Origin of the sequence: Sporosarcina sp. P17b, from assembly GCF_002743115.1 — a bacterium.
Lineage (GTDB): Bacteria > Bacillota > Bacilli > Bacillales_A > Planococcaceae > Sporosarcina > Sporosarcina ureae_C.
The window spans coordinates 1-24,939 of sequence record NZ_PDYP01000011.1; the positions used below are offsets into that span (position 1 = coordinate 1).

Consider the following 24,939-nt stretch of genomic DNA (forward strand, 5'->3'; position numbering starts at 1 on the left):
AACAAACTTGGTAAGTACTTAGTAGCGCAGGCACAACTGCGGGGTAGGCCGTGGCCATGAGACAACTGGCAGCTCCACCGCCAGCTGGCTCATGGCTGTAGGCAATCCCCCACGTGCCTGCGCGGGTCCAAAGCATGACCCTCACTACTTTCAATGGACAAGCCAATGTCGAGCCATGACCCAACAACGCCTACAAGCTGTCAGAATCAGTCATAAATATTTCAAACGTAACAAATTATCTGAATTTGAAACAATCCTGTTACATGACTGTAACAAAACAATAGATTATTAAATGCTAAAGTAAATATAACAGAAACAACCAAGCTAGCAAAAATACATACTGTCATCGGAGGAACATATGAATCTATTGCAAAAAGTACTATCAGTCCTAGCACTTTCCACACTACTGTTTGTCTCACCATTTACAGGACAGGCAGAAGCGGCTGGGAAAACGACAAGCATCACTAAAACAGCAACTAGTTTAACAGGCATCAAATATCGCTACGGCGGAACAACAAGAGCTGGATTCGACTGCTCGGGTTATGTTGGCTACGTATTCAAACAAAATGGCTTGAAAGTAGCGCGTACTTCTCGAGATATGTATGCATCAGGACGCACAGTAAAGAAAGCGAGCCTACGTAATGGCGATTTAGTATTCTTTAACACGACGGGCCGTGGAGTTTCTCACGTAGGCATCTACGTAGGTAACGGCAAGTTCGCACATGCTTCTACATCTAAAGGTGTGCGCGTAGATCGAGTAAATGATTCTTATTGGGGTAAACGCTATATGGGTGCAAAGCGGGTTGCGGGTATTTAATAGAAGAGACATCGATTTTCCTTCATTGGGAAATCGATTTTTTTGCGCAAAAAAAGCCGTATAGGAGAGGGGAAGACCCACTTCTATACGGCGAGTGTTAATTAGTTGTGTCTTGCGGAACGCGGATTGTCCATCGAGAGAAATCCGGTTCGTCTTTCTTTATCAATTCCTTTGGATAGATGAATGTCCAAGGAGTCGTGCTGTTCGCCTTCACGGATAGTGGAGGATTAAGGTCGAATGTTCCACGAGCAACCAAATCTCCTGTTGCATCGATCAACTCAAGTGGCAGCTTTTCGATATTGATTTGCTTGGAGTGACCGTTACGTACGAATACAGATGCAGCGATCGTATCGTCGTCTTGTGATTGGATTTGGAAACCAGCGATATTCACTTCGCGTGGCTTCAACTTCGGAAGACCGTTGACTACTTCAGCCAAAGCTTCTTTCTGTTCAGTTGGCAATTGCTCTTCCCATGATGGTGCAAGTTCCAATTGGTGTGGCATCATGGAGTGAACGTTGAATGCTAGCTTCCAGTTTGTTGCCGGAATTTCTTCCGTCAATTGATCTTTCTTTTCGAAAACGAATACCCATGGACGTGCACTGCGCGCTGGGATTTCGCCTAATTCATTCAAATCAAATTCTGCAGAAGCTGCTGTGTTGCCTTCTTCATCGAGTAATAATAACTCGATTTCTCCTACAGTGATCGCTTGATCAAGTGAAGAGCGGAAGAATGCTTTGACTAACCAGCTGTCGTTTGCAGGTTCTAAATCGATATCAATACCTGATAAGGAAATCTGGTTTGGTTTTAATGGTTCTAGTTCATTTGCTAGGAAGCGGAAAACATATTCCTGCTCCTGCGTTAAAGTCCATTGTGAATGAAGGGATAATTCTGTTTCGATATCCTCATTACCTGATCCAGCCTGGCCGTTCTCAAGAATTTCTTCGGATGCTACTGTACTATCTAATCCAGTTTTCTCTGTCTTTTTAAACCGATTGAAGAGTTTCATTGGGAAACCTCCTGTTGTTGTGTATTAAGTTGCTTCATGAATGCGATAATTTCGGACGCAATATCCCGGCGCAGGCGTTGATAGTGCTTGGCAAATAACTGCAAGCCTTCACGCTGGTAAATACGCATAGGATCTTCCTGTCCGTACGAACGCAATCCAATTCCTTCTTTTAGGCGTGTCATGACTTCTAAATGCTTGACCCACATCGTGTCGAGATAGCTCAACATGACTTGTGGTAATAGTTGACTCACTTGTTCATTATCAGTGAAAGTGTCGATAAATGCAAACAACTCTGCCATTCCTTCATCGTATTCTTTCATGATATCTGCTGTTCTATCTAATGAAGATGGAAGCTCGACAGGTGTTAGTAATAATGCATTCATTGTACGTTCGATCCGTTCGAAATCCCAATTATCGGCGATTTCATTATCTGGACAGCTGTCGAGAACGGCGAATTCAACAGTTTCTGACAACATCGATTTCAGTTTGCCGAAAATATCGTTACCTTCAAGTATGCGATTGCGTAATGAATAGATGACTTCGCGCTGATCGTTGATAACGTCATCTAGCTTTAGATTGTATTCTCGCATGGAGAAATGTGCGCCTTCAACAATCCGTTGAGTTCGTTCCGTCAGTTCGTGGACTTCAGGGTTCAGTACTTTTCCATCTTCATCGACACGAACTTTCGTCAAGAACTTCTCGAGCTCTTCCGGAGAGAAGCGCATGTACATTTCGTCTTCCAATGAAAGATAGAATTGGCTTTCGCCGTGGTCACCTTGACGACCTGAACGACCCCGCAACTGATTATCGACACGACGACTTTCATGCTTTTCTGTTCCTAATACAAACAGTCCGCCATTTTCTTCTACGCCTTCACCGAGTACGATATCCGTACCACGTCCTGCCATATTAGTAGCGACCGTAATATTACCTGCTTGTCCAGATTCGGAAATCAATGAAACTTCCTGCTCAACACTCTTCGCATTCAATAGGTGGAACTTCAACCCTTCGTCACGTAAATATTTTGCGACAGCTTCGGATTGGAGAATAGATGTAGTACCAACTAGTACGGGTTGTCTCTTCGCGTGACGAGCTGCTACTTCTTTTGCGACAGCTTTATACTTTTCTTCTGTAGTTTTGAAGACGAAATCCGGTGCGTCGATTCGAGCACGTGGACGATTCGTTGGAATTTGAATAACTTCCATATTATAAACTTCGCGGAATTCCTTATCTTGCGTTTTCGCAGTACCCGTCATTCCGCAAAGCTTTGGATACATACGGAAATAGTTTTGGATCGTAATTTGAGCTTGTGCTTTATTTTCATCCGTAATTTCGACGCCTTCTTTAGCTTCAATCGCTTGATGAAGACCGTCTGATAATGTTCTACCTTCCATGATTCGGCCGGTGAACATATCGACTAATTCAATTTTGCCATCGCGTACGATATAGTCTACATCTCGCTTGAAGATGACGAATGCCCGGACAGCTTGGATGACATAGTGATAAAGTGTTTGATGATCCAAGTCGTACAAGTTGCCGATACCGAAGGCTTTCTCGACTTTTTCGATACCTTGTTCTGTAAGGGAAGTAGCTTTGGTTGCATCATCGAAATCGAAATCTTCTTCGACTTTAAAACGTTTCGCTAGACGAGCTGCGATTTGGTGAAGGTCCGCATCCGCTTGCATTTTACCTGCTACAATTAAAGGTGTTTTCGCTTCATCAATGAGTACGCTGTCTACTTCATCAATAATAGCGAAGTGATAAGGACGTTGAACTTTCTGAGAAGGGTGTTGCACCATATTGTCTCGTAGGTAGTCAAATCCAAATTCCGTTCCGACACCATATGTGATATCTGATTGATAAGCGGCTTGTTTGGCTGGCCCTTGCATCATGGGAACATTCAAGCCAACAGTTAATCCAAGGAAACGGTGGATCTGACCGATTTGGTCATAGTCGCGCTTAGCTAAATAATCGTTGACCGTAATGACGTGGACACCTTTTCCTTCGAGTGCGCGTACATATGAAGGTAAGGAAGCCACAAGTGTTTTACCTTCGCCCGTCGGCATTTCAGCGATATTCCCTTCCGTCAAGACAGCACCACCGATTAGTTGCACATCAAAATGACGCATACCGAGAACCCGTTTAGATGCTTCACGTACGACTGCGAATGCATCTGGCATGATAGTCTCGACGGTTGCGCCGTCTTCCAACTGTTGTTTGAATTGATCTGTCATTCCTGTTAGATCCTCATCAGACATAGCAATATATTTAGGTTCGAGTGAATTAATTTGCTCCACAATTTTGCGGTATTTACGCAGCTGACGCTCACTCGTTCCAGTTTTACGTTTAAAGATTTTTAACATGAATTGAACGCTCCTTTATAAATCTCTATCTGAATGAGAGATTCCTATCTATTTTACCAAATAGACCGCCAAAAGACTATCTATATATAGAAAGAGAAGAACAATAGACTTATATCTTTTTATTGGACATATAATGGACAATTCCTCATGGTGACAGTGTTCAGTAGTGTTTGTATATAAGCAAGTAAGGGAATAGATATGTAATGCGTACTAAATAATGAAATCTAGCAACAATTATGTTATACTAAAAGGTGATATGTACTTAATGCTAATTGGGGAGGAAAGACATGTTATTCATTGCAATGTCTGTAGCTTTTATCGCTGCTATCATACTAACACCGCTAGTCATCAAATTCGCGTATCGGATCGGTGCGGTTGACCGTCCCAATTATCGTAAAGTTCACGCGAGAATCATGCCTAGAATCGGCGGGCTCGCGATTTTCGGAGCGTTTATTATTGGATATGCTATTTTATTGCCGAAAGACGAGCACGCTGTAAGCATCTTAATCGGTGCGGTACTGATCGTCATGATTGGCTTTTTGGATGATATGCTGGAAATAACAGCAAAAGCAAAAATGTTAGGTCAGCTAGTAGCTGCGTTAGTCGTTGTACTATGGGGCGGATTACAAATTGAGTTCATCAACTTGCCGTTTCTTGGACAGCTTGACTTTGGTTATTTAAGTATTCCCATCACGATTATTTGGATTATCGGTATCACAAATGCCGTTAACTTAATCGATGGATTGGATGGTTTGGCAGCAGGTGTCTCCACTATTGCGCTAATTGCCATTACGGTAATGGCTCTATTAATGGGTGACGTTTTCGTTGCAGCGACAGCTTCCATATTGGCAGCAAGTTCGATAGGGTTCTTACTATATAACTTCCATCCAGCGAAAATCTTCATGGGTGATACCGGATCACTTTTCCTTGGGTTTATGATTTCGGTTCTGGCGTTACTCGGCTTTAAGAACGTTGCCGTCGTATCACTAGTAATTCCAATTATCATGCTAGGTGTTCCAATCTCAGACACATTCTTTGCGATCGTTAGACGAGTTCGCATGAAGCAGTCTATTACAGCAGCAGATAAATCGCATTTGCATCATTGTTTATTGCGTGTAGGTTTCTCGCATAGACAAGCTGTACTAACGATTTATGGTATCGCGATTCTATTTGGCGCAGCGGCTGTATTGTTCTCACAAGCGACAGTGTGGGGCGCGTTGCTTCTAATTTTCGTTATGCTGATTGTGATTGAGTTGTTTGTAGAGTTGATTGGTCTGGCAGGGGCGAATTATCGTCCGTTATTGAATTTAGTACGCATGATTGGTAAATAAATAAAGAGAGCCCTTGTCTGCTGCGAAGCGGGTGAGGGCTTTTTTTGTGGTTAAACTGATAAGGAAAGACCTGGATGGGGGAGGGAGCCGTTGATCGACGCTCCAGGCGGACGCTTTCCCATGGGCCCGCGGTGAGCCAACCAGTTCGCGTTGCTCTCTTTGGTTGTCTCACCTGATCGGGCTGATCCTCCGGCAGTCGCCGCCTTGCACTTATGATCAACTAAGTGTCGTATTCGAGATTTATAGAGTCAAAATCAAAGTCGACTTCAAAGTTATTTCTACCTGTAATTTGAACTTAGTACTTAAATAAATAAAATGAATAAAATTAAGTCAGTTAGTAACTTTAATGTACTTTCAAACTATTTACAGTTACCAGGTAGGATTGTAGTGGAAGGCGGCGACTCCAGCGGGAACAGCGCGAGCTGAAAGCCCCGCAGGGAACGAAGTGGACGAGGAGATTGAAGCCGTGCCCGCGGAACGCGTCCGCCTGAAACGGAAATCCCAAACCACTCTCCAATTACCACTCTTCTTTCCCTACTTACTTAAAAAGCGATGAAACCCGTTAAGGTCTCATCGCTTGCGAATGATTTATTGATAATCGGTTTGGGCGGATGCGGATGTTTGGTCTGTGTCTAGCTCGGTTAGGGAAGAGGAGTCTGGAATCAGTCCGAGGTGGGACTTTAAGATTTGCTTCACTTCTTCTAACTTTTGCTCATCCAACCTGTAGTAGTAAATTCCCGTCGACATGTCATCGTAGCCGGTCAATGTGATCGTATCGACTTCGGGAAGTCCGCTTTTTATATACTGAATGAACGACAACATCTGCTTTGATGTCATATCGGTCTTCATGTTATCGCCAAGCGCATTGATGACGTCTCCGTATTTTGTGATCGATGTAATCGACGTGGCTTCTTTGATCATCGCTTGAAGAATCATTTGCTGGCGTTTGCCACGCTCGATATCACTATCGAGTTTACGTGTACGTGCTAAAGCTAACGTGTGGCGGCCATCGAGACGTTGAAAACCGGGCATTAGATGAATCGCATTTTTATCATTTTCATCTTTCTCGATTCGTTCGTACGGCACCTCGACTTCTACACCACCGAGTGCATCTACGACATCAATGAACGCATTGAAGTTCATTTTTACATAGTAGTTAACGGGAATGTCAAATAGTTGTTCTACTGTATCAATAGAAGCTTTAGTTCCGCCATAGGCATGTGCATGTGTGATCTTGTCTTTATAGTTAACGTGTGGAATGTAGACATACGAATCACGGGGGATGCTGACGAGTTTGATGCTCTTTGTTTTAGGATTCAAAGTAGCTAACACCAATGCATCTGATCTTCCGTGTTGTTCTCTTTCCTGACGTGCTTCACTTTCATCTACACCAATTAATAGAATCGATACTTTATCCGTTGCGGGTTCTACATATATTTCTTTTGGTTCCTGTTTCGCAATCGGTTCATAAGAACGGTCCAATACGGTCATCGCTTGGTTATGCAACTTGAAAGCATAGCCAGCAACGGCTAGAGCTGCGATGAAGAACGTGAATAATGCTATTTTCAAGAAGCGTTTCGTTTTAGAACTCTTCTTTTTCTTATATTCTTCTCTTTTCATTTTATACCTCCAGGTGTACGGCAGAAAGAACCGTAGATAGCGAATCTATGGGAAGTCACTTTTAACTAATAGAGGCAAATCTTCGCATAACGTTTCATCGTCATAGAATGAATTCAGACCTATTATTCATACGATTCATCTTCTACCATTATACCTGTTTTTCGAATGGACGTATAGTCAGATGTCGAACTCCAAGAATTCATGTCCAGTTGTGGCGAGGACTGCCTGACCGTTCGTCAATTCCATCATCCATTCCTGAAAAATCTCTTGTTCTTCTTCAGGAACATATAAAAAGAGTTCAACGTCCTCTTCATAGACGATCTCTTTTAAAGGGTAGTCGGATTGCCGTACTTCGTTTTCTACTTTGCCAAGCCAAGTATAATCAATAGAAATTTTCACTAAGGCGTGCAATTTTCTTTCCACTACACCCGTTGCGGCAATGCCTTCAGAAGCTGCTTTGCCGTAAGCACGAATTAATCCGCCGCCACCGAGTTTGATACCACCGAAATAACGGGTCACGACGATGACGGTGTCTTTTAAGTGTTGTTTTTTCAAAACTTCCAAAATAGGGAAGCCGGCTGTACCTGAAGGCTCACCGTCATCATTCGCTTTTTGGATCTGGTCATGTTCTCCTATAATATATGCGGAACAATTATGTGTGGCTGTATGATGGTTCTTTTTGATGTCCTGTATGAAGTCCAATGCCTCGTGTTCCGTCTCGACTCTTTTGACAAATGACAGAAAACGGGATTTTTGGATGACGAATTCACTCTCTCCGTATAACTTTACGGTTTTATAATTGGCTCGCATTTGTCGTTCCCCCTACATTTGTAATATACTTATAATACTTTTACATCATTAAAATGATATACTGTATATGAAGTGTATAAGTATTTAGGCTAAACTGCAATAATGCTCACTTTGCGTAATTTCACATAGACGGGTGCGGGAGGGAGATATTTGAACGATAAGGCAATTGACATTCAACAGATGGAGAAAATCTTTGGCAACATGGTTAATGTAATGGATCGTTCGAAAAGCGACATTTTCTTAATTAGTGAACAAAGCCGCCGAAGTTTTGAAGAAATGCAAAAAGAGTTAGCAGAAGTGAAAGAAAGTATTTCTCATGTGATAACAGAAGGCGATTCTCTTGAGAGTTTGTCACGCCACTCACGGAAACGTTTGGCTACTGTATCTAAAGACTTTATAACGTATAGCGAAGAAGAAGTGAAACAAGCATATAGTGTGGCAAATGACTTGCTTGTACGTGCCTCCATCAATAAAATGGAGGAGAAGCAACTTCGTGAAAAACGGGATGAACTCGAACGACGACTAACGCTGCTGCTTTCTACAATTGAAAGAGCGGATCAACTTGTTAATCAAGTAACCACTGTAATCACATATTTGACATCTGATTTGAAAAATGTAAGTACAGCACTAGAAACGGCCCGACAGAAACAAGATTTTGCGGTCCAAATTATTCAAGCGCAAGAAGAAGAACGGAAACGATTATCACGTGACATTCATGATGGACCAGCTCAAATGCTGGCGAATGTCTTAATGCGTTCAGGTTTAATCGAAAAAACATTTGTCCAGCATGGTCCAGAACAAGCGATGCAAGAACTTTCTTACCTTAAAGAAATGGTAAGGGGAGCGCTATCTGAAGTGCGCCGCATCATTTACGATTTGCGGCCTATGGCTTTGGATGACCTGGGACTTGTTCCGACATTACGAAAATATTTGTCGACCATTAGTGAATACGAGGCTCCGCTAATCATTAACTTTCAAAGTAACGGAGCAGAAAAACGATTTGCTTCCAATTTTGAAGTAGGCATTTTTCGTCTCATACAGGAATCAGTAAATAATAGTATCAAGCATGCGAAAACTGATGAAATATGGGTGAAAATTGAGTGGTTGCGTGAAACCGTCAATATATTGATCAAAGACCAAGGTCTTGGTTTTGATACAAAAGAAGTAAAAGAGAAATCTTTTGGTTTGATTGGAATGCAGGAGCGTGTGGAGTTGTTGAAAGGGAAAATGAAGGTCACCTCGAAAGTCGGGGAAGGCACTTCAATACTTTTCCAAATTCCGCTGGACAAAGAACTGTAAGTAAGGTAATTATTGGGAGGAATAGAATATGGAAGCGACGAAAATTTTGATAGTAGATGATCACCAATTGTTCCGTGAAGGAGTTAAACGAATTTTAGATTTTGAAGAATCGTTTACCGTAGTAGCAGAAGGCGACGATGGAGTAGAAGTAGTGGAGTTGTACAGAGAATATGAGCCAGACGTAGTGCTGATGGATATTAATATGCCACGCATGAATGGTGTAGACGCAACTGAGCAATTAGTTAAAGAGTTCCCTGATGCGCGCGTTATCATGCTATCGATCCACGATGATGAATCATACGTTACACATGCTTTGAAAACAGGTGCACTAGGCTATATGCTAAAAGAAATGGATGCAGACGCAATTGTACAAGCAATCAAAGTAGTAGCGAATGGTGGTTCGTACTTGCACCCGAAAATCACGCATAACTTGGTATCTGAATTCCGTCGTTTAAGCGAAAGAGAACATAAAGGATCCTTCCAACAGAACGATATTCGTCGTCCACTTCATTTATTGACGAAGCGCGAATGTGAAGTTCTGCAATTGCTGACAGATGGCCAAAGTAACCGAACAATTGGTGAAACGCTATTCATCTCAGAAAAAACAGTGAAAAACCACGTTTCAAGCATTCTACAAAAAATGAGTGTAAATGACCGGACACAAGCTGTTGTAACAGCAATCAAAAATGGTTGGGTAGAAGTAAAATAATTAAAAATGAAAAAAGGTCTTTGCACGCTGAAGGCCTTTTTCTCTACGTAGGAGGAGCATATGAAGAAAAAAATAGCAGTCGCGTCCATGGCGTTGGTACTCGTATTAGGTGCATGTGGTAACAAAGATGAAACAAAACAGAATGATCCAGAAACTGGCGAAGCAGCACCGGGTAATGGAGCAATCGATCATGGAATAGATGATAATAAAGTAGGGTTCAGCATGGCTGGCGACGAAGTTGAAGAAGCTGTAGATGTGCCGAAAGAAGAGAAAGAAAAAATTCTAGCTGCTTTTGATAACTATATCGAAACGCTGAACAATCAGGATGTCGAAGGGTATCTTGCTACACTTTCTACCAAAGGCTATGACTTAGATGAAGAGCGTCAAGCTACAGAAGAAATGCTTGAGAATACTACAATGAAACGCGAAGTAGACAATGAAACGATTGTAAAATATAAAGAAGACAGTGCACAGTTATTTTCTACGTTAAAAACTACATTCACGGATATTGAAACAGGAGTAGAAAATACACCTGAAGGCCGTCAAGTGACTGTGTTCAATAAAGAAGACGGTGAGTGGAAAGTGTTCTCTATCCACTTTATCGGCGATGAACCAGGTAACCAATAAACGAGTACACATATCGATTTTGTGACAAAACTTCCAGTACTGACAACTGGAAGTTTTTTTATGCAAAAAAAAGCCATACTATGAGTACTTGCTTTTCTGCGCTAAAGGAATTATAATCGATGTAGGAACATACGTTCTGTAAGGAGGCGATTTCTGTGCCTTTGATCCCCGCGGAGGCAATGCCCTATTTAGAGAACTATATTTACCTGCCCATGCTATTGACGATTATGGAACGGGATCGCCAGTTACTGGAGAAGGTGCCGTTCAAACTGAAAAGTCCCTATCTTAATTTGCTAGACGAAACGATGCATACCGTATCCACTGATTTACAAATGACAGCTATGTATTTGCATGAGCACAAAATGAAAGTAGTACGCCGTTCAACAGATGAACTGTTTACGGAATATGTATTTTTACATGATGGCTATCAAGATATACGCCGCTATTTGAATGTACGCTTACGTAATCGATCGGAAGAACTGTTAAATTTGTATCTCAGGAAATTGGTGAATCAGAGCTCTTCGGGTCCATGATCATATAATATGAACTGCGTAACTGCTCCTGAGCATTTTCAAATCGTTGCGATAAAATATGTGACAAGGCCATCTGCCGATAAACGGTAGCCAGTGATGTATCAAGTTGCATTTGCGTATCGTTTTTCAGAACGACGGAGACGCCATCTTTGTTCTGAACAGCATCTTTTACTGCGTGATAAGCTACCCACGTGTTTTTATGTAAGGTAGGGGACAGTAAAGGGAAAAATAATAGCGGCTGATCATTTGAATGCGTCAGCATGATCGGAGGCTTTGGACGATTTCTTAAATCCACCTTGGAGCTGTTGATGATGGACTCGAAGTTGGAACGGTAATGCGCACAAGAATCTCTCATGATTTCTAATGGTGTTTTCTCAACAATGAACGTCCGGTCGCTTTCCACTACTTTTGTATAGTATGGGTTGGCATGTTGTCCATGAAGTAATGCAAAAGTATGGAATGTTACGATGTAAGACGACAGATGATGTGGATTAGCCATATTCTTCCCTCCTGTTTTATAGGACCATATACGTATTAATTATAGTATAGAAAAAACTAAAATCAACTGTAATGTTGGAAGATGGCGAGTATTCTATCAATATGTTGTTTTTTATCGAATTATTGGCAGGTAGCTGGTAAAGGTGAAGGCAACGTTGATCAACGTTGCAGGCGGACGCTTTTCCGAGGGCGCGGCTTGAGCCGCTGATCCTCCGGGAGTCGCCGCCTTCCACTTACGATCAACTAGTTTGTTGTTCTATCTATCATGTTGCTAATTACTGTTATTGGTGATGAGAATAGATTGGGTCGTTGCTCGATATTGGCTTGTGCATGGAAAGTAGTGAGGGCTCGTGCTTTGGACTCGCACAGGCACGTGGGGGATTGCCTCCAGCCATGAGCCAGCTGGCGGTGGAGCTGCCAGTTGTCTCACGGCCACGGCCTACCCCGCAGTTGTGCCTGCGCTACTGAGTGGTTGACAAGTTAGATTGTGTTTTATAGAAAATGAAAACCAGTGACTGGGTGGTACGATTCTTCTGTCTTAGCAAAGTCATTAGGAGATAGATTAGGTCGTTGCTCGATATTGGCTTGTTCATTGAAAGTGGTGAGGGTAATGCTTTAGACTCGCGCAGGCACGTGGGGGATTGCCTCCAGCCATAAGCCAACTAGCGGTGGAGCTGCTAGCTGTCTCATGGCCACGGCCGACCCCGCAGTTGTACCTGCGCTACTGAGTAGTTGACAATTTTGTTTGTGGTTTATAGGAGATAAAACCAGTAACTGGGTAGTACTAGTTCCTATTCTTGCAAAACAAGTATTTGAACTGTCCTACACACTATCTAACGAAGGCGGCTGCACGTGGTAGGCGTTGTAATGAGACAGCCAGGCGCACTTTCCTGTCTGGCTCATTGCGGAAGCCATCCACCACCGCCGAAGTGGGGCCAATGATCGCCCCACTTACACTGCCAGTAAAACCACTACTTTAGCATAAAAAAAGGAAGAGTAGGGTTTGCAAAAACTACTACCTAACATCGTATCCTACTTACTATCCACCACCGCCACATCATCAAACCCCAACACAAAAAAACTGAAGACATCCCCACATTCTTAGGGCATGTCTTCAGTCACTTGCATTTATTTAGTTCTGATAATCAATAGCCGCTGCGCCCAATGTCTTAGCCGCTGCCATCATAGCCTTTTCATCGAAATCAAAACGTGGATGATGATGTGGATAAGCATCTGCTGGCTGTGCGCCCGTGAAGAAGAACGTACCTGGAATCTTTTCGAGATAGTAAGCGAAATCTTCGCCGCCCATTTGAGGTTGCATCTCTTCTACGCCTTTTAAACCAGGAATAGACTCAGCTACTGCTTTTAGGTAGTCCGTTTCTTTTTCGTGATTAACTACTGCTGGATAGCCGCGGAAGTATTCCACGGTGATTTCACAATCGTTTGCAAGTGCTGTACCTTCAGTTACGCGCTTGATTTCTTTTTCCATCTGGTCGCGTACGTCGTTTGTGAATGTACGAACCGTTCCACCTAGAACTGCCTGATCCGCAATGACGTTAAAGGCATTTTCTGAAACGAATGAACCGACGGATAAAACAGCTGATTCGATTGGATCAACGCGTCTTGAGACGATTTGTTGAAGATTCGTTACTAACTGTGAACCGATTACGATCGCGTCTTTTGTTTGATGCGGAGCAGCGCCATGTCCGCCAGCCCCTTGAACGGTAATGTTAAATCGATCCGCCGCAGCCATCACTGGACCTGCACAGTAATGGATCACGCCTGATTCGAGTAGTGACCAGAGATGCGTACCGAAAATCACATCGACGCCTTCTAGACAACCGTCTTCGATCATCGCAATAGCGCCACCTGGAGCTAGTTCTTCTGCGTGTTGATGGATAAATACATATTCTCCTGAAAGCTCATCGCGCATTTCATTCATCGCTTTTGCAAGTTGAAGGAGAGTGGCAGTATGGCCATCATGCCCACAAGCGTGCATAACGCCTGGTACAGTGGAAGCGTAAGGTGTATCTTTTTGGTCTTGAATAGGTAGTGCATCAAAGTCTGCTCGCAAAGCAACTGTTTTCCCAGGCTTCGCACCTTTGACACGTGCCACGACACCGTTGCCGCCAACACCCGTACGTACTTCTACGCCAAGTTGTTTATAAAAGTCAGCGATATAGGCAGCAGTCTTCGTTTCTTTATATGAAACCTCTGGATTCATATGCAAATATCGACGAATCTCTACCATATCGTCGTAAGATTGTTCTAATTTCTGAAATAATTGTTCTCTCATTAATAAGTCCCCTCTCAAATATACAAATAAATCAATCATCTCGTTTAGTATAACAAGCGAATAGACGCATCGCAAACTTCGGGTACCGAAACATATTGTAGTAGAAGTGAACGAAATGATAGATCTAGAGGGCTGGCCATAAAAAAAGATTTGACGTAAAAACGTCAAACCTCTTCAGTAGGTGTTTTATAATGCGTTGTGTATGGAGCACTTGTGAAAATGTGTTGCGCAGCACCGCCAGCATCTTTGAAGTCCGTTTTATCGGATAGCTGATTACCAGGGGAGTTGTTCCAAATTTCATACAGACGTCGATCCGTCCATTCTGTTAGCAATGTATACGTATCATTGCCGATAGGACGCAATAAACGGAATGCGATGAAACCCGGCATGTTTTGAAGTTTTTCTCCCATATGCTTGTACTGATGTTCGAAAATCGGTTTACCTTCATCTGTTACCGCAACATTATCCATTGCGAAGAATCCTGGTTCTGTCAGTTGTCCGAAAGATCCTACCACTTCAAACTTCCTCGGTGTTTGAAATACGCTCTTGCCATTTGTTTCATGCAGCAACAGTGTAGTGCCGACACCATTCATTAAGTGAATTGTTTCATCTACGTACTGATCTTTCACCTTTTCCATAAAGTCCATTGTTCCGGTCGTCATATAAATATTCATGTTAATTTCCTCCTTTGGCTAGTAACAATCGTCAGAGTGTAATGAGAACACTCTTATCCAGTGTATGATTCTACACTTAGTAATTCCCTAAAATCTCTTGTATCAAACACATAAAAAGCAAGCAAGTTAGGAATGATTGTCGGAAAAATGACAGAAGTCGCCCTAGTCTAAGCACAAAATTATGACAAAGGCGCAATTCACTATACATTGACTTGTCAACGGTTTATCATGAGAACGTATATGAGTTTCGCGAACGAAATTATAAAAATGGAAAGAGGTATCTCTGAATATGTCAACTTTTAATGATACGTTATTACGCGCTGCGAGAGGCGAGCAAATAGATCACACGCCCGTTTGGTTCATGCGTCAAGCAGGACGTTCACAGCCGGAATATCTTAAAATCAAAGAAAAATACTCCTTGGAAGAAATTACGCATCAGCCTGAATTATGTGCGTATGTAACAAAGCTTCCAGTAGATCAATATGATGTAGATGCAGCTATTTTATATAAAGATATTGTAACTCCACTTGTAGGAATCGGAGTAGACGTAAAAATCAAATCAGGCGTAGGCCCTGTTATTTCAAATCCAATCCGTTCTGCACAAGACATCGCAAACTTAGGGGAGTTTTCAGCAGAAGAGCAAGTTCCTTACGTTTTGGATACGATAAAAATGCTGACACAAGAGCAATTGAATGTCCCACTGATTGGTTTCGCGGGCGCACCGTTTACACTAGCTAGTTATATGATCGAAGGCGGCCCTTCAAAGAGTTATAACCTGACAAAGTCGTTCATGGTTTCTGAGCCACAAGCTTGGTTTGCATTGATGGATAAACTAGCTGATATGACGATTAGTTATATTACAGCACAAGTTAACGCAGGTGTGAAAGCCGTGCAAATATTCGATTCATGGGTTGGTGCATTGAATGTATCCGATTACCGTATCTTCATTAAACCTACAATGACTCGTATTTTCACGGAACTACGTAAATTAAACGTTCCGTTGATTACATTCGGAGTCGGCGCAAGCCACTTGGCAAATGAATGGCACGACCTACCAGTCGATGTAGTCGGACTGGATTGGCGCTTGTCTATTAAAGAAGCGGGCGAACGCGGTATGACAAAACCATTGCAAGGAAACTTGGATCCATCCATGTTACTAGCAGACTGGTCTGTCATCGAAGAACGTGCGAAGGTTATTGTTGAACAAGGTGTAGAGCACGGAAGCCATATCTTCAACTTGGGCCATGGCGTATTCCCTGACGTAAAACCTGCGACATTGAAACGCTTAACAGCTTTCGTACATGAATATAGTAAAGAATTACGTTCGAAATAACAATCCAACCATGAGGTGAAAATGATGACGAAAAAGAAAATGGGCTTACTCGTTATGGCGTACGGAACACCCAACTCCTATGACGATCTATTACCGTATTACACGCACATCCGTAGAGGCCGTCCGCCAGCTCCGGAACAAGTAGAAGACCTACGTAATCGCTATGAAGCAATCGGAGGCATTTCACCGCTTGCGAAGATTACGGACGATCAAGCAAACGCATTAGGCGCTCGCATGAATGAAGTACAAGATGAAATTGAATTTAAAGTATATATTGGCTTAAAGCATATTGCGCCATTCGTTGAGGATGCTGTGCAAGAAATGCATAAAGACGGCATTACAGAAGCTGTATCGATTGTCTTGGCGCCACATTTCTCTACGTTCTCCGTTAAATCATACAACGGTCGCGCGAAAGAGGAAGCGGACAAGCACGGTATCCACCTGACATCAGTTGAAAGCTGGTACAAGCAGCCGAAATTCATTGAATACTGGACGAATCAATTGCGTCAAACATACGATGCAATGAACGAAGCAGAACGTGAGAATACATGCTTGATCGTTTCAGCACACTCGTTACCAGAAAAGATTTTGGCTAACGGTGACCCATATGCTGATCAATTAAAAGAGACAGCAGAAATGATTACTGACGCAGCGGGCATTAAAACATACGCAATCGGTTGGCAAAGTGAAGGGCAAACGCCTGATCCTTGGCTAGGTCCTGACGTTCAGGATTTAACACGTGAATTGCATGAAACAAAAGGATATACGTCATTCGTTTACACACCAGTAGGTTTTGTATGCGACCACTTGGAAGTTTTATTTGATAACGACTACGAGTGTAAAGTCGTATGTGACGATATCGGCGCAGCGTACCATAGACCTGCTATGCCGAACACCGATCCTTTATTCATTGATGCAATGGCGGATGCTGTAATGGATCAATTACACGCAACGAAATGAATTCAATTGGATCGGAGTGAAAAAAGGACATGAGTGAACGAAAAAAAGTAGTCATTATCGGTGGCGGAATCACAGGTCTCGCTGCAGCGTACTATATGCAAAAAGATGCTCGTGAACAAGGACTTCCTATAGACATCACGATGATTGAAGCTTCAACAGAACTAGGTGGAAAAATCCAAACAGTCCGTCGAGATGGCTACGTAATCGAACGCGGTCCCGACTCCTTCTTGATCCGTAAACAAAGTGTAGACCAATTAGCGGCTGATTTAGGTATAGCGGATCAACTCGTCCGTAATGCGACAGGGCAAGCGTATATTTTCCTCCATAATCAAATGCATAAAATTCCAGCGGGTGCTGTCATGGGAATTCCGACAGAAGTCAAACCGTTTATCGCATCAGGCTTGTTTAGCTTAAGTGGTAAATTACGGGCGGCAGGCGATTTGGTCTTGCCGCGCTCTGGAATAACAGGCGATCAACCACTCGGGAAGTTTTTCCGACGTCGCTTCGGCACTGAAGTAGTGGAGAACTTGATCGAGCCTTTATTGTCTGGAGTTTTTGCAGGAGATATCGATCATATGAGCTTGGAATCTACATTCCCACAGTTTTATGAAGTGGAGAAAAAACACCGTAGCCTGATTCTTGGGATGAAGAAAAGCCAACCGAAGCAACTGCCACAAAAGAACAGTCACAGTTCGAAAAAGGTAGGCGTGTTCCATACGTTCAAGTATGGTCTGGAATCTTTGGTTGAAGCGCTTGAACAACAACTGACCGATGTGACGATTATGAAAGGCACGCGCGTTACCAAGATAAAAAAACATGGTGAACACGCGGTCCTTACATTAAATGATCAGCAACAAATCGAAGCTGACGCGGTCATTATGGCGACAAGCCACACCGTAGCGAGTCGATTGTTTGAGCCACATGGTTTGTTGAAAGAATTGGCAACGATTTTAACAACTTCAGTTGCAACGGTAGCTCTAGGTTATCCGAAAGACGCTATGAAGAAAGATATAGACGGAACAGGGTTCTTAGTTCCGCGCAGTAGCGATCATTCGATTACGGCTTGTACACTTCTCAATCGCAAGTGGCCGACGACGACGCCAGACGATAAAGTGATGGTGCGAGCATTCGTCGGACGGGTTGGGGAAGAAGCGATTGTAGACTTACCCGATGCTGAGATAGAGAAGATTGTCCGTAAAGATTTAGGAGACATTCTGCAACTTGAAGGCGAACCAGAATTCTGTATCATCACACGCTGGAAAGACGATCGACCGCAATACCGCGTAGGCCACAAAGAGAAGGTTTTACGTGCGAGGGAAGAATTGCACAATGAATTCCCAATGGTCCAACTTGCGGGAGCTTCTTATAAAGGAGTCGGCTTGCCGGATTGTATCGATCAAGGAGTCGTAGCGAAAGATCAAGTGATAGCGAGTTTATTTAACTAACATAATAGAAGCCGTACAACCAGTTTTATTGGTTGTACGGCTTTTTTAGTTGTATGTAGAAGTATTGATGGAAAACGCAGTTGTATTAGCGCGGTTTAGTTCATTTATGTATTTTGACATAAAAAAAAGCGAATATAGGAATATCCGCCGAATAGAAGTTTTGTTTTATTTTAGGTTGCAGTGATCACAGTGATTAGAGTAACACTCATGCTGTTCTTCAATTTCAGTTCCACAAGTCGCACAAACCTTCGCCGGCAAGTTCTTGAAAAATTCTACAATGCTTTCTACCATATTCAATCAATTCCCTTCTGTTTGTTGTATAACTCTTTGGTATATACACAGTGTATTATAACAGGTGCTGAAAGTCAACATTTCATTTATAGTTCTGTTAAAATGGATTCAAGCCTTTTGTGGCGTGCTTTCAAGAGGTTTTAAACGTTCAGAATTGAAAGAATATACTAAAAATAAATGTGACAATTTTGTGAGGAGAGAAGAAAATATGAAGTTTATCGATAATCAAGGCGTTACAGACCCACGTATTAACCTAGCCATTGAAGAATATGTGCTCAATACGATGGATGTAGACAAAGATTCGTATTTACTGTTCTATATCAATGAACCTTCTATCATTATCGGGAAAAATCAAAATACTGTAGAAGAAATCAATACGGAGTTCGTAGATCGTGAAGGCATTCATGTAGTGCGTAGACTTTCCGGCGGTGGGGCTGTGTACCACGACAAAGGAAACTTGAACTTCAGTTTTATTACGAAAGACAATGGAGAATCATTCCGTAACTTTAAAAAGTTTACGGAGCCTGTAACGGATGCACTGGCAAAAATGGGTGTTAAAGCAGAATTGCTTGGGCGCAATGATATTTTGATTGATGGCCGTAAAATTTCGGGAAATGCACAATTCGCAACAGGAGATCGCATGTTCAGCCACGGCACCTTGCTGTTTGATACAGATATGGAAGGTGTCGTGAATTCACTTAAAGTGAAAAAGGACAAGATCGAGTCGAAAGGCATTAAATCTATTCGCAGTCGTGTCGCGAATATTTCCGAGTTTCTCGAAGAACCTATTTCAATTGAACAGTTTAGACAAGAAATCTTGAATTCTATGTTCGATGGGGAAGAAAACATTGAATACCGCGTGTTGACTGATGAAGACTGGACGAAGATCCGTGAATTATCTGCTGAGCGCTATGGTAACTGGGAGTGGAACTATGGTCGTTCACCGAAGTTCAACTTGCAGCAATCAAAACGTTTCCCTGTTGGTGGCATTGATGTTCGCTTGCACGTAGAAAAAGGGTTGATCGAAAACGTCAGTATTTACGGTGACTTTTTCGGCGTTGGGGAAGTAAAGGAAATTGAAAATCGTTTGATTGGCTTGAAATATGAGCGTCAGGCGATTACGGAAGCACTTGAATCAATGGACGTCGAGAAGATTCTAGGTGGAATTCAGCTAGAAGAATTCGTCAATGTTATTTATTAAGGAACAGCGCATGTCTTACGGGGCATGCGTTTTTTGAATACAAGAGATTCATTTATGTGCGTTCGGAAATACGGTATACTAGGCATAACGAGAAAGTGAGGGGTTACGGTGAAACATCGAATATTCATTGTGGAAGATGATTTGAAAATTGCACAATTATTGGCGGGAACGCTTGAAAAATATCAGTATGAAGTCGCGATCATTCAGGACTTTGATCGAGTGGTCGAAGAATGTGTGGCGTACAATCCACATCTAGTGCTTCTTGATATCAATTTGCCGATCTATGACGGGTATTATTGGTGCCGGCAATTACGGCAGCATACAATGTGTCCGATTATTTTCATCTCGGCACGTTCTGGCGATATGGATCAAGTATTTGCGCTGGAAAATGGTGGGGATGATTTCATTACGAAGCCATTCCATTATGAAATTGTACTGGCGAAAATTAAAAGCCATTTGCGTCGGTCATTCGGGGAGTATTCGCCCAGTCAGTCGGAGCGTATTATTGTTTCTGGCGACTTGACGTTGTACATAGAACGGATGGCGTTGCAAAAGGGGGACGAAGAGATTCCGCTTCAAAAGAAAGAGTGCGTTATTTTGGAAATGCTGATGAGTGAGTCGCCAAAAGTCGTGTCGCGCGAGAAATTGCTTGAAGAACTATGGGATGATCAATCATTCGTTGATGAAAATACGCTCAACGTCAATATGGCGAGAGTACGCAAGAAATTAACCGATTATAACGTGCAATCCTGGATTGAAACGGTGCGTGGCGCTGGCTATCGCTTCATGCCGGAGTCGGAAGCTTAATGAAAGCATTCACGCTGTTCATTAGAGAACATATCCCGTTCATAGTGTTCCAAACTGCACTCGTGTCGTTCATTTTACTGTTGTTTTGGCTCGACGGCTTCCGAAATCCGAATACAGCGATCTATTCGGTTGCGATGAGTATTTTATTTACGACGGGCTATTTAGTGGCAAAATTCATCATGCGACGAACATTTTATACGAAGATCGTGGAAAAGCCGAAGCAGATGGAAGACGCTTTGATCCGGCACGTCTTGACACCTGAGCATAAAATGACGACGGAATTTACACGTGAACTGTACCGCCTATATCAGCGTGAAGTACAGACGTTGTATGACGGGCAAAATCGTCATATGCACTTCATGAATCAATGGGTGCATCAAATGAAAACACCGATCTCGGTCATTAAATTATTGTTGCAAGAAGATGAAATGGACAAGAAGAGTATCGAACAGGAAGTCGAACGCATCCAAAATGGATTGGAAAACGTCCTGGTCAATGCACGACTTGAAACGTTTGAAGAGGATATGCAAATTGAACGTCTTTTACTTCGACAAGTGTTGCAAGAAGTACTCAATGATAACAAACGTCTCTTTATTACAAACGGCTTATTCCCTGTGTTGAATGTTGATGAACATTTAACGGTTGCGACCGATCGCAAGTGGATCAAGTTCATGCTCAATCAATTCATTACGAATGCAGTGAAATATACATTTGAAAAAGGGAAGAAAATTCATGTCAATGCAGTCCAGCAACCAGAAGGACTGTGTCTGGAGATTGTCGATGAAGGAATCGGGATACCGGCATCCGACTTACACCGTGTGACGAAAGCTTTCTTCACAGGGGAAAACGGCAGATTGTCCGGTGAGTCAACAGGGATGGGGCTGTATATCGCATCAGAAGTATGTGAGAAACTCGGTCATCAATTGACGATTACCTCAAAACAAGGGGAAGGCACGACGATCGCCTTATTATTTAAAGACGGAGAGGCGGGTGAACAGTGAAATGACGCAACCAGTCGTTAAGATGGAAGATGTAACGAAGATTTATGAAGGTAAAGTGATCCATCGTGCATTGAATCAACTGGATTTCGATGTGCAAGAAGGAGAGTTTGTCGCCATCATGGGACCGTCCGGGAGTGGTAAGACAACCTTGCTGAATTTATTAATGGCGACGGATATTCCAACGACCGGCAAAATTGTGATTGGTGGTGTGGAGCCCGAAAAGCTCAGTCAAAATGACATTGCGCTATTTCGCAGACGGCAGATCGGCTTTGTCTTCCAAGAGATCAATTTACTACAAATGCTGACGGTGGAAGAAAACCTCGTATTGCCACTTACTCTGGACGGATTACCGATTGATGTAATGAAAAATCGTGTGGACGATATGGCGAACAAGCTAAATTTGCAAGACATTCTCGAGCGTCGACCTGACGAATTATCGGGTGGACAAGCGCAGCGTACTGCAATTGGAAGAGCACTCATTCATCAGCCGAGCATCGTACTGGCCGATGAGCCAACAGGAAATCTCGATTCGAAGTCTGCGAAAGATGTGCTCGAATTACTCGAACATATTAACCAACACGAAAAGACGACGATCATCATGGTGACGCATGACCCGATTGCCGCAAGTTACTGTGACCGCGTGATGTTTATTAAAGACGGTGAGTTTTTCAATGAAATTTACAAAGATGAACGCCGGCAGACCTTTTTCCAGCGGATCTTGAATGTGTTGTCATTACTTGGAGGTAATGTGAATGACTTTTCGACAGTTCGCTTACCGTAATGTTTTACGTAATCGCCGAGTGTATGCGGCATTTTTCATGGCGAGTGTATTTTCCGTCATGGTCTTTTTCCTTTATTCGATGTTATTATTCCATCCATCGATTGAAAACACGTTTTTAAAAGAGATTTCCGTACTCGGTATGGGAATAGCGGAACTCATTCTATTCATTTTTACGTTGTTTTTCCTATTTTATTCGATGCGTGCATTTTTGCAGGCACGATCTAAAGAGTTCGGGGTATTACTACTTCTCGGAATGGCAAAGCGCCAGCTGCACCGACTGATTTTCATCGAGACGATGCTACTTGGATTTGCCTCTATCATAAGTGGGATATTCCTCGGCTTCATGTTCTCCAAGTTCTTCTTTATGATCGTCAAAGCGATCGTACAGATTCCGATATTACCGCTTTATCTGTCATGGAAACCATTCGTGCTGACGATGGGTGCATTTCTTAGTTTATTCGCTATCATTTCATATATCGCACCCGTATTCATTCAGCAAGGACAAGTATCGGACTTATTAAATGGAGACATGGCGGTTCAGTCTGTTTATTCGTACTCGAAAAGCCGTGGAGTCTTTGGAGTCGTACTATTGCTGATGGCTTACGCGATGGCGGCACTCGTATCGCGCTCGAGTATTATCAGCCTGTTTTTCTTGCTGCCGCCACTCATTACGATCGGAACCTATTTCTTTTTCACGGACACCTTACCGCTCGTATTGCATGCACTGCGACGGCAAAAGAAATTCTTCTGGCGTGATTACTGGATGATCTCGATCTCGGAAAGCATCGTACGGTTAAAAGAAAATGCGCGGATGTTCTTTATCGTCACCATTGTGTCGACGGTCGCATTCATGTCTGTCGGTATTCTCGCGTCCCTGACGTCATTCGCCTCGCAATACCGCGAAGTGAATCCACTCGGTCTAGTGTATAAAAGTTTGCCGCATAATGAATTCGAGTACCCACATATCGCTCAATTGACGAATGAACTCGAGCAACAAGGTTTGGATTACTGGGCTGTGCGTTTCCGCGTACTTGAGCAACAGTCTTCCTACACAAAGAACAAAGTCAATATCGTCAAGTTGTCCGATCTGAATGAACTGGCCGCGACCTTTGGTGAGAAACCTCTTTCATTACGGATAGGACATGCGCTATTCCTACCGGCAACTGCCGCCGCAGCGAATCAATTGTCGACGGAGTCAGTCAATACTGAACTGGCCGACAGTAAAGTATCCCTCGAAATCGAAGGGGTCTATCCGTATAAACTATTTCCACCGAACGCACTCGGACTCAATACGATCGTCGTGAATCATTTGGATTTTGATCGCATTGAAGAACAAGCAGGGCGTGGTTCGTTGGCGTTTAATTATTACGCGTTTAACGTCTGGGACTGGCAGGAAACCAGAGAAATCGGACTGTCGATCAATGCGCAAGTACTTGCAGGGCTAGTGCTTGAAGATCGCGATCCGGTGCGGTATGAGTTCGAGAATCCGGGACTGAATTACTCGCATATCCGTATGACGTTCTCGTTGCTGTTGTTTATCGGCTTGTTGCTGGCGGGGGTATTTTTCCTCGCGTCGGGCAGTTTTATCTATTTCCGATTGTATACGTCGCTTACGCACGATCGGCGGCAGTATGCGGTGTTGCAGCGGATTGGGATGACGGATCGGGAGTTTAAGCGGATTGTGAATCGACAGCTGATCCCGCAGTTTTTCTTCCCGTGGGGCGTGTCGTTTATTCATAGTGTGTTTGCATTTTTGTCGTTGCAGGTGATTTGGGATGCGCTGGCTGAGATTTCGATTGTTAAGGAGCTGGCGCTCGTGCTCTGCGGCTTTGCGCTGATGCAGATTTTCTATTTCTACTTGATCCGCTGGCGTTATATTGCACATATTAAGGCACCTACTTCTTAAGGGAGTGGGTGTTTTTTTGTTTTGACTTAGTTGAGTTCAAGTGCAAGTTCAAGTTCAAGTTCAAGTTCAAGTTCAAGTTCAAGTGTGAGTGAATTTGTGAGTGGTTCGGGATGGAAGCTCCAGTTGGGGGACGCTTTCCCATGGGCCCGCGGTGAGCCAACTGTTCGCTGCGCTCTCTTAGTTGTCTCACCTGATCGGGCTGATCCATCGGGAGTCGCCCCCAACTTCCGCTTCCATCCTACGTTGATAGTGTGGTTACTCAGATCACTCATTGCCGATGGTGTGTTTAGGTGTTGTTGGGGTTTAACTTATTTAAGTTCAAGTTCAAGTACAAGTACAAGTACAAGTACAAGTACAAGTGTGAGTGAATTTGTGAGTGGTTCGGGATGGAAGCTCCAGTTGGGGGACGCTTTCCCATGGGCTCTCGGTGAGCCAACCAGGTCGCGTTGCTCCCTTTTGGTTGTCTCTCCTTTCGAGCTGATCCTGCGGGAAGAGCCGTAACGAAGAACGGCTTTTGCGAGTAAAAGCGCAGCGTTAGGAGCACATCTTTGCACTTCGCCCCCAACTTCCGCTTCCATCCTACATTATTAGTACGGATACTTAGATCAATTACTGTAAGTAGTGTTTGAAT

Annotated in this window: 23 protein-coding genes; 15 read left to right on the plus strand and 8 right to left on the minus strand. The window is 43.1% G+C overall.

Going from position 1 to position 24,939, the window contains the following annotated elements:
* Positions 1-358: 358 nt before the first annotated feature.
* Positions 359-817: a C40 family peptidase gene (locus CSV76_RS12315; protein ID WP_099625755.1), complete on the plus strand. Its 459-nt coding sequence runs from the start codon at positions 359-361 to the stop codon at positions 815-817.
* Between the two features lie 97 nt (positions 818-914).
* Here CSV76_RS12315 and CSV76_RS12320 read toward each other — a convergent pair whose 3' ends face one another.
* Positions 915-1,823 (minus strand): accessory Sec system S-layer assembly protein, encoded by a 909-nt coding sequence (locus tag CSV76_RS12320; protein WP_099625756.1) that lies wholly within the window; start codon positions 1,821-1,823, stop codon positions 915-917.
* Complete coding sequence (secA2, locus tag CSV76_RS12325) at positions 1,820-4,186, minus strand: accessory Sec system translocase SecA2 (RefSeq protein WP_085428356.1); 2,367 nt, start codon at positions 4,184-4,186, stop codon at positions 1,820-1,822. The genes CSV76_RS12320 and secA2 overlap by 4 nt, the downstream gene beginning before the upstream one ends.
* Positions 4,187-4,473: 287 nt before the next feature.
* Here secA2 and CSV76_RS12330 point away from each other — a divergent pair, with 287 nt between their 5' ends.
* The gene (locus CSV76_RS12330; RefSeq protein ID WP_085428357.1) at positions 4,474-5,517 is read left to right on the plus strand and encodes a glycosyltransferase family 4 protein; all 1,044 of its coding nucleotides are present in this window, start codon (positions 4,474-4,476) and stop codon (positions 5,515-5,517) included.
* Positions 5,518-6,105: 588 nt separating this feature from the next.
* Here the strand turns inward: CSV76_RS12330 and CSV76_RS12335 are convergent.
* Positions 6,106-7,137 (minus strand): LCP family protein, encoded by a 1,032-nt coding sequence (locus CSV76_RS12335; protein WP_099625757.1) that lies wholly within the window; start codon positions 7,135-7,137, stop codon positions 6,106-6,108.
* 177 nt (positions 7,138-7,314) lie between these two features.
* Entirely contained in the window at positions 7,315-7,947 is a 633-nt protein-coding gene (locus CSV76_RS12340) for a YigZ family protein (RefSeq protein ID WP_085428359.1), read from the minus strand.
* Positions 7,948-8,097: 150 nt separating this feature from the next.
* Here CSV76_RS12340 and CSV76_RS12345 point away from each other — a divergent pair, with 150 nt between their 5' ends.
* The 4 genes from CSV76_RS12345 to CSV76_RS12360 all read left to right on the plus strand — a co-directional run bounded on the left by CSV76_RS12345 (position 8,098) and on the right by CSV76_RS12360 (position 11,115).
* The gene (locus CSV76_RS12345; RefSeq protein WP_198166172.1) at positions 8,098-9,246 is read left to right on the plus strand and encodes a sensor histidine kinase; all 1,149 of its coding nucleotides are present in this window, start codon (positions 8,098-8,100) and stop codon (positions 9,244-9,246) included.
* Between the two features lie 28 nt (positions 9,247-9,274).
* Positions 9,275-9,955 (plus strand): response regulator, encoded by a 681-nt coding sequence (locus CSV76_RS12350; RefSeq protein ID WP_085428360.1) that lies wholly within the window; start codon positions 9,275-9,277, stop codon positions 9,953-9,955.
* Positions 9,956-10,015: 60 nt separating this feature from the next.
* Complete coding sequence (locus tag CSV76_RS12355) at positions 10,016-10,582, plus strand: nuclear transport factor 2 family protein (RefSeq protein WP_099625758.1); 567 nt, start codon at positions 10,016-10,018, stop codon at positions 10,580-10,582.
* Between the two features lie 155 nt (positions 10,583-10,737).
* Entirely contained in the window at positions 10,738-11,115 is a 378-nt protein-coding gene (locus tag CSV76_RS12360) for a YhjD family protein (protein ID WP_099625759.1), read from the plus strand.
* On the opposite strand, the gene CSV76_RS12365 is transcribed toward CSV76_RS12360, so the two are convergent.
* On the minus strand, positions 11,078-11,614 hold the full coding sequence (locus CSV76_RS12365) for a competence protein ComK (RefSeq protein WP_099625760.1): 537 nt from the start codon (positions 11,612-11,614) through the stop codon (positions 11,078-11,080). The two genes, CSV76_RS12360 and CSV76_RS12365, sit on opposite strands and share 38 nt — an antisense overlap.
* A gap of 349 nt (positions 11,615-11,963) precedes the next feature.
* Between CSV76_RS12365 and CSV76_RS17855 the strand changes: the two genes are divergently transcribed.
* On the plus strand, positions 11,964-12,089 hold the full coding sequence (locus tag CSV76_RS17855; RefSeq protein ID WP_255406947.1) for a hypothetical protein: 126 nt from the start codon (positions 11,964-11,966) through the stop codon (positions 12,087-12,089).
* Positions 12,090-12,745: 656 nt separating this feature from the next.
* Here the strand turns inward: CSV76_RS17855 and CSV76_RS12370 are convergent.
* Together CSV76_RS12370 and CSV76_RS12375 are read right to left on the minus strand one after the other, a co-directional pair.
* On the minus strand, positions 12,746-13,909 hold the full coding sequence (locus CSV76_RS12370; protein ID WP_099625761.1) for a M20 metallopeptidase family protein: 1,164 nt from the start codon (positions 13,907-13,909) through the stop codon (positions 12,746-12,748).
* A 164-nt stretch (positions 13,910-14,073) separates the two neighbouring features.
* Positions 14,074-14,583: an antibiotic biosynthesis monooxygenase family protein gene (locus tag CSV76_RS12375; protein WP_099625762.1), complete on the minus strand. Its 510-nt coding sequence runs from the start codon at positions 14,581-14,583 to the stop codon at positions 14,074-14,076.
* Positions 14,584-14,872: 289 nt separating this feature from the next.
* Between CSV76_RS12375 and hemE the strand changes: the two genes are divergently transcribed.
* From hemE to hemY, 3 genes are read left to right on the plus strand one after another with little or no spacing between them, the layout of a single operon-like run.
* On the plus strand, positions 14,873-15,916 hold the full coding sequence (hemE, locus tag CSV76_RS12380; protein ID WP_099625763.1) for a uroporphyrinogen decarboxylase: 1,044 nt from the start codon (positions 14,873-14,875) through the stop codon (positions 15,914-15,916).
* Positions 15,917-15,940: 24 nt separating this feature from the next.
* The gene (hemH, locus tag CSV76_RS12385) at positions 15,941-16,876 is read left to right on the plus strand and encodes a ferrochelatase (protein ID WP_099625764.1); all 936 of its coding nucleotides are present in this window, start codon (positions 15,941-15,943) and stop codon (positions 16,874-16,876) included.
* 29 nt (positions 16,877-16,905) lie between these two features.
* A complete protein-coding gene (gene hemY / locus CSV76_RS12390; protein WP_085428368.1) occupies positions 16,906-18,321 on the plus strand; it encodes a protoporphyrinogen oxidase in 1,416 nt (471 codons plus the stop codon).
* A 165-nt stretch (positions 18,322-18,486) separates the two neighbouring features.
* Here hemY and yhfH read toward each other — a convergent pair whose 3' ends face one another.
* Positions 18,487-18,612 carry a protein YhfH gene (gene yhfH / locus CSV76_RS12395; protein WP_085429090.1) on the minus strand — a complete coding sequence of 42 codons (126 nt, stop codon included), beginning with the start codon at positions 18,610-18,612 and terminating at the stop codon, positions 18,487-18,489.
* A gap of 208 nt (positions 18,613-18,820) precedes the next feature.
* Between yhfH and lplA the strand changes: the two genes are divergently transcribed.
* From lplA to CSV76_RS12420, 5 genes are all read left to right on the plus strand, one after another.
* Positions 18,821-19,813: a lipoate--protein ligase gene (lplA, locus tag CSV76_RS12400; protein ID WP_099625765.1), complete on the plus strand. Its 993-nt coding sequence runs from the start codon at positions 18,821-18,823 to the stop codon at positions 19,811-19,813.
* Between the two features lie 108 nt (positions 19,814-19,921).
* A complete protein-coding gene (locus CSV76_RS12405; RefSeq protein WP_085428370.1) occupies positions 19,922-20,620 on the plus strand; it encodes a response regulator transcription factor in 699 nt (232 codons plus the stop codon).
* Positions 20,620-21,621 carry a sensor histidine kinase gene (locus CSV76_RS12410; RefSeq protein WP_099625766.1) on the plus strand — a complete coding sequence of 334 codons (1,002 nt, stop codon included), beginning with the start codon at positions 20,620-20,622 and terminating at the stop codon, positions 21,619-21,621. The genes CSV76_RS12405 and CSV76_RS12410 overlap by 1 nt, the downstream gene beginning before the upstream one ends.
* A 1-nt stretch (position 21,622) precedes the next feature.
* The gene (locus CSV76_RS12415; RefSeq protein ID WP_085428372.1) at positions 21,623-22,402 is read left to right on the plus strand and encodes an ABC transporter ATP-binding protein; all 780 of its coding nucleotides are present in this window, start codon (positions 21,623-21,625) and stop codon (positions 22,400-22,402) included.
* Positions 22,374-24,308 (plus strand): FtsX-like permease family protein, encoded by a 1,935-nt coding sequence (locus CSV76_RS12420; RefSeq protein WP_099625767.1) that lies wholly within the window; start codon positions 22,374-22,376, stop codon positions 24,306-24,308. The genes CSV76_RS12415 and CSV76_RS12420 overlap by 29 nt, the downstream gene beginning before the upstream one ends.
* Positions 24,309-24,939: the final 631 nt, after the last annotated feature.

Excerpts from the sequence above, each read along its gene's own strand:
- CSV76_RS12410 (WP_099625766.1), top strand. The coding sequence starts at position 20,620 with ATGAAAGCATTCACGCTGTTCATTAGAGAACATATCCCGTTCATAGTG.
- CSV76_RS12365 (WP_099625760.1), bottom strand. The coding sequence starts at position 11,614 with ATGGCTAATCCACATCATCTGTCGTCTTACATCGTAACATTCCATACT.
- yhfH (WP_085429090.1), bottom strand. The coding sequence starts at position 18,612 with ATGGTAGAAAGCATTGTAGAATTTTTCAAGAACTTGCCGGCGAAGGTT.
- CSV76_RS12370 (WP_099625761.1), bottom strand. The coding sequence starts at position 13,909 with ATGAGAGAACAATTATTTCAGAAATTAGAACAATCTTACGACGATATG.
- lplA (WP_099625765.1), top strand. The coding sequence starts at position 18,821 with ATGAAGTTTATCGATAATCAAGGCGTTACAGACCCACGTATTAACCTA.
- CSV76_RS12415 (WP_085428372.1), top strand. The coding sequence starts at position 21,623 with ATGACGCAACCAGTCGTTAAGATGGAAGATGTAACGAAGATTTATGAA.
- hemE (WP_099625763.1), top strand. The coding sequence starts at position 14,873 with ATGTCAACTTTTAATGATACGTTATTACGCGCTGCGAGAGGCGAGCAA.
- hemY (WP_085428368.1), top strand. The coding sequence starts at position 16,906 with ATGAGTGAACGAAAAAAAGTAGTCATTATCGGTGGCGGAATCACAGGT.
- CSV76_RS12420 (WP_099625767.1), top strand. The coding sequence starts at position 22,374 with ATGACTTTTCGACAGTTCGCTTACCGTAATGTTTTACGTAATCGCCGA.
- CSV76_RS12355 (WP_099625758.1), top strand. The coding sequence starts at position 10,016 with ATGAAGAAAAAAATAGCAGTCGCGTCCATGGCGTTGGTACTCGTATTA.
- CSV76_RS12375 (WP_099625762.1), bottom strand. The coding sequence starts at position 14,583 with ATGAATATTTATATGACGACCGGAACAATGGACTTTATGGAAAAGGTG.
- CSV76_RS12350 (WP_085428360.1), top strand. The coding sequence starts at position 9,275 with ATGGAAGCGACGAAAATTTTGATAGTAGATGATCACCAATTGTTCCGT.
- CSV76_RS12320 (WP_099625756.1), bottom strand. The coding sequence starts at position 1,823 with ATGAAACTCTTCAATCGGTTTAAAAAGACAGAGAAAACTGGATTAGAT.
- CSV76_RS12330 (WP_085428357.1), top strand. The coding sequence starts at position 4,474 with ATGTTATTCATTGCAATGTCTGTAGCTTTTATCGCTGCTATCATACTA.
- CSV76_RS12340 (WP_085428359.1), bottom strand. The coding sequence starts at position 7,947 with ATGCGAGCCAATTATAAAACCGTAAAGTTATACGGAGAGAGTGAATTC.
- CSV76_RS12315 (WP_099625755.1), top strand. The coding sequence starts at position 359 with ATGAATCTATTGCAAAAAGTACTATCAGTCCTAGCACTTTCCACACTA.
- hemH (WP_099625764.1), top strand. The coding sequence starts at position 15,941 with ATGACGAAAAAGAAAATGGGCTTACTCGTTATGGCGTACGGAACACCC.
- CSV76_RS12335 (WP_099625757.1), bottom strand. The coding sequence starts at position 7,137 with ATGAAAAGAGAAGAATATAAGAAAAAGAAGAGTTCTAAAACGAAACGC.
- secA2 (WP_085428356.1), bottom strand. The coding sequence starts at position 4,186 with ATGTTAAAAATCTTTAAACGTAAAACTGGAACGAGTGAGCGTCAGCTG.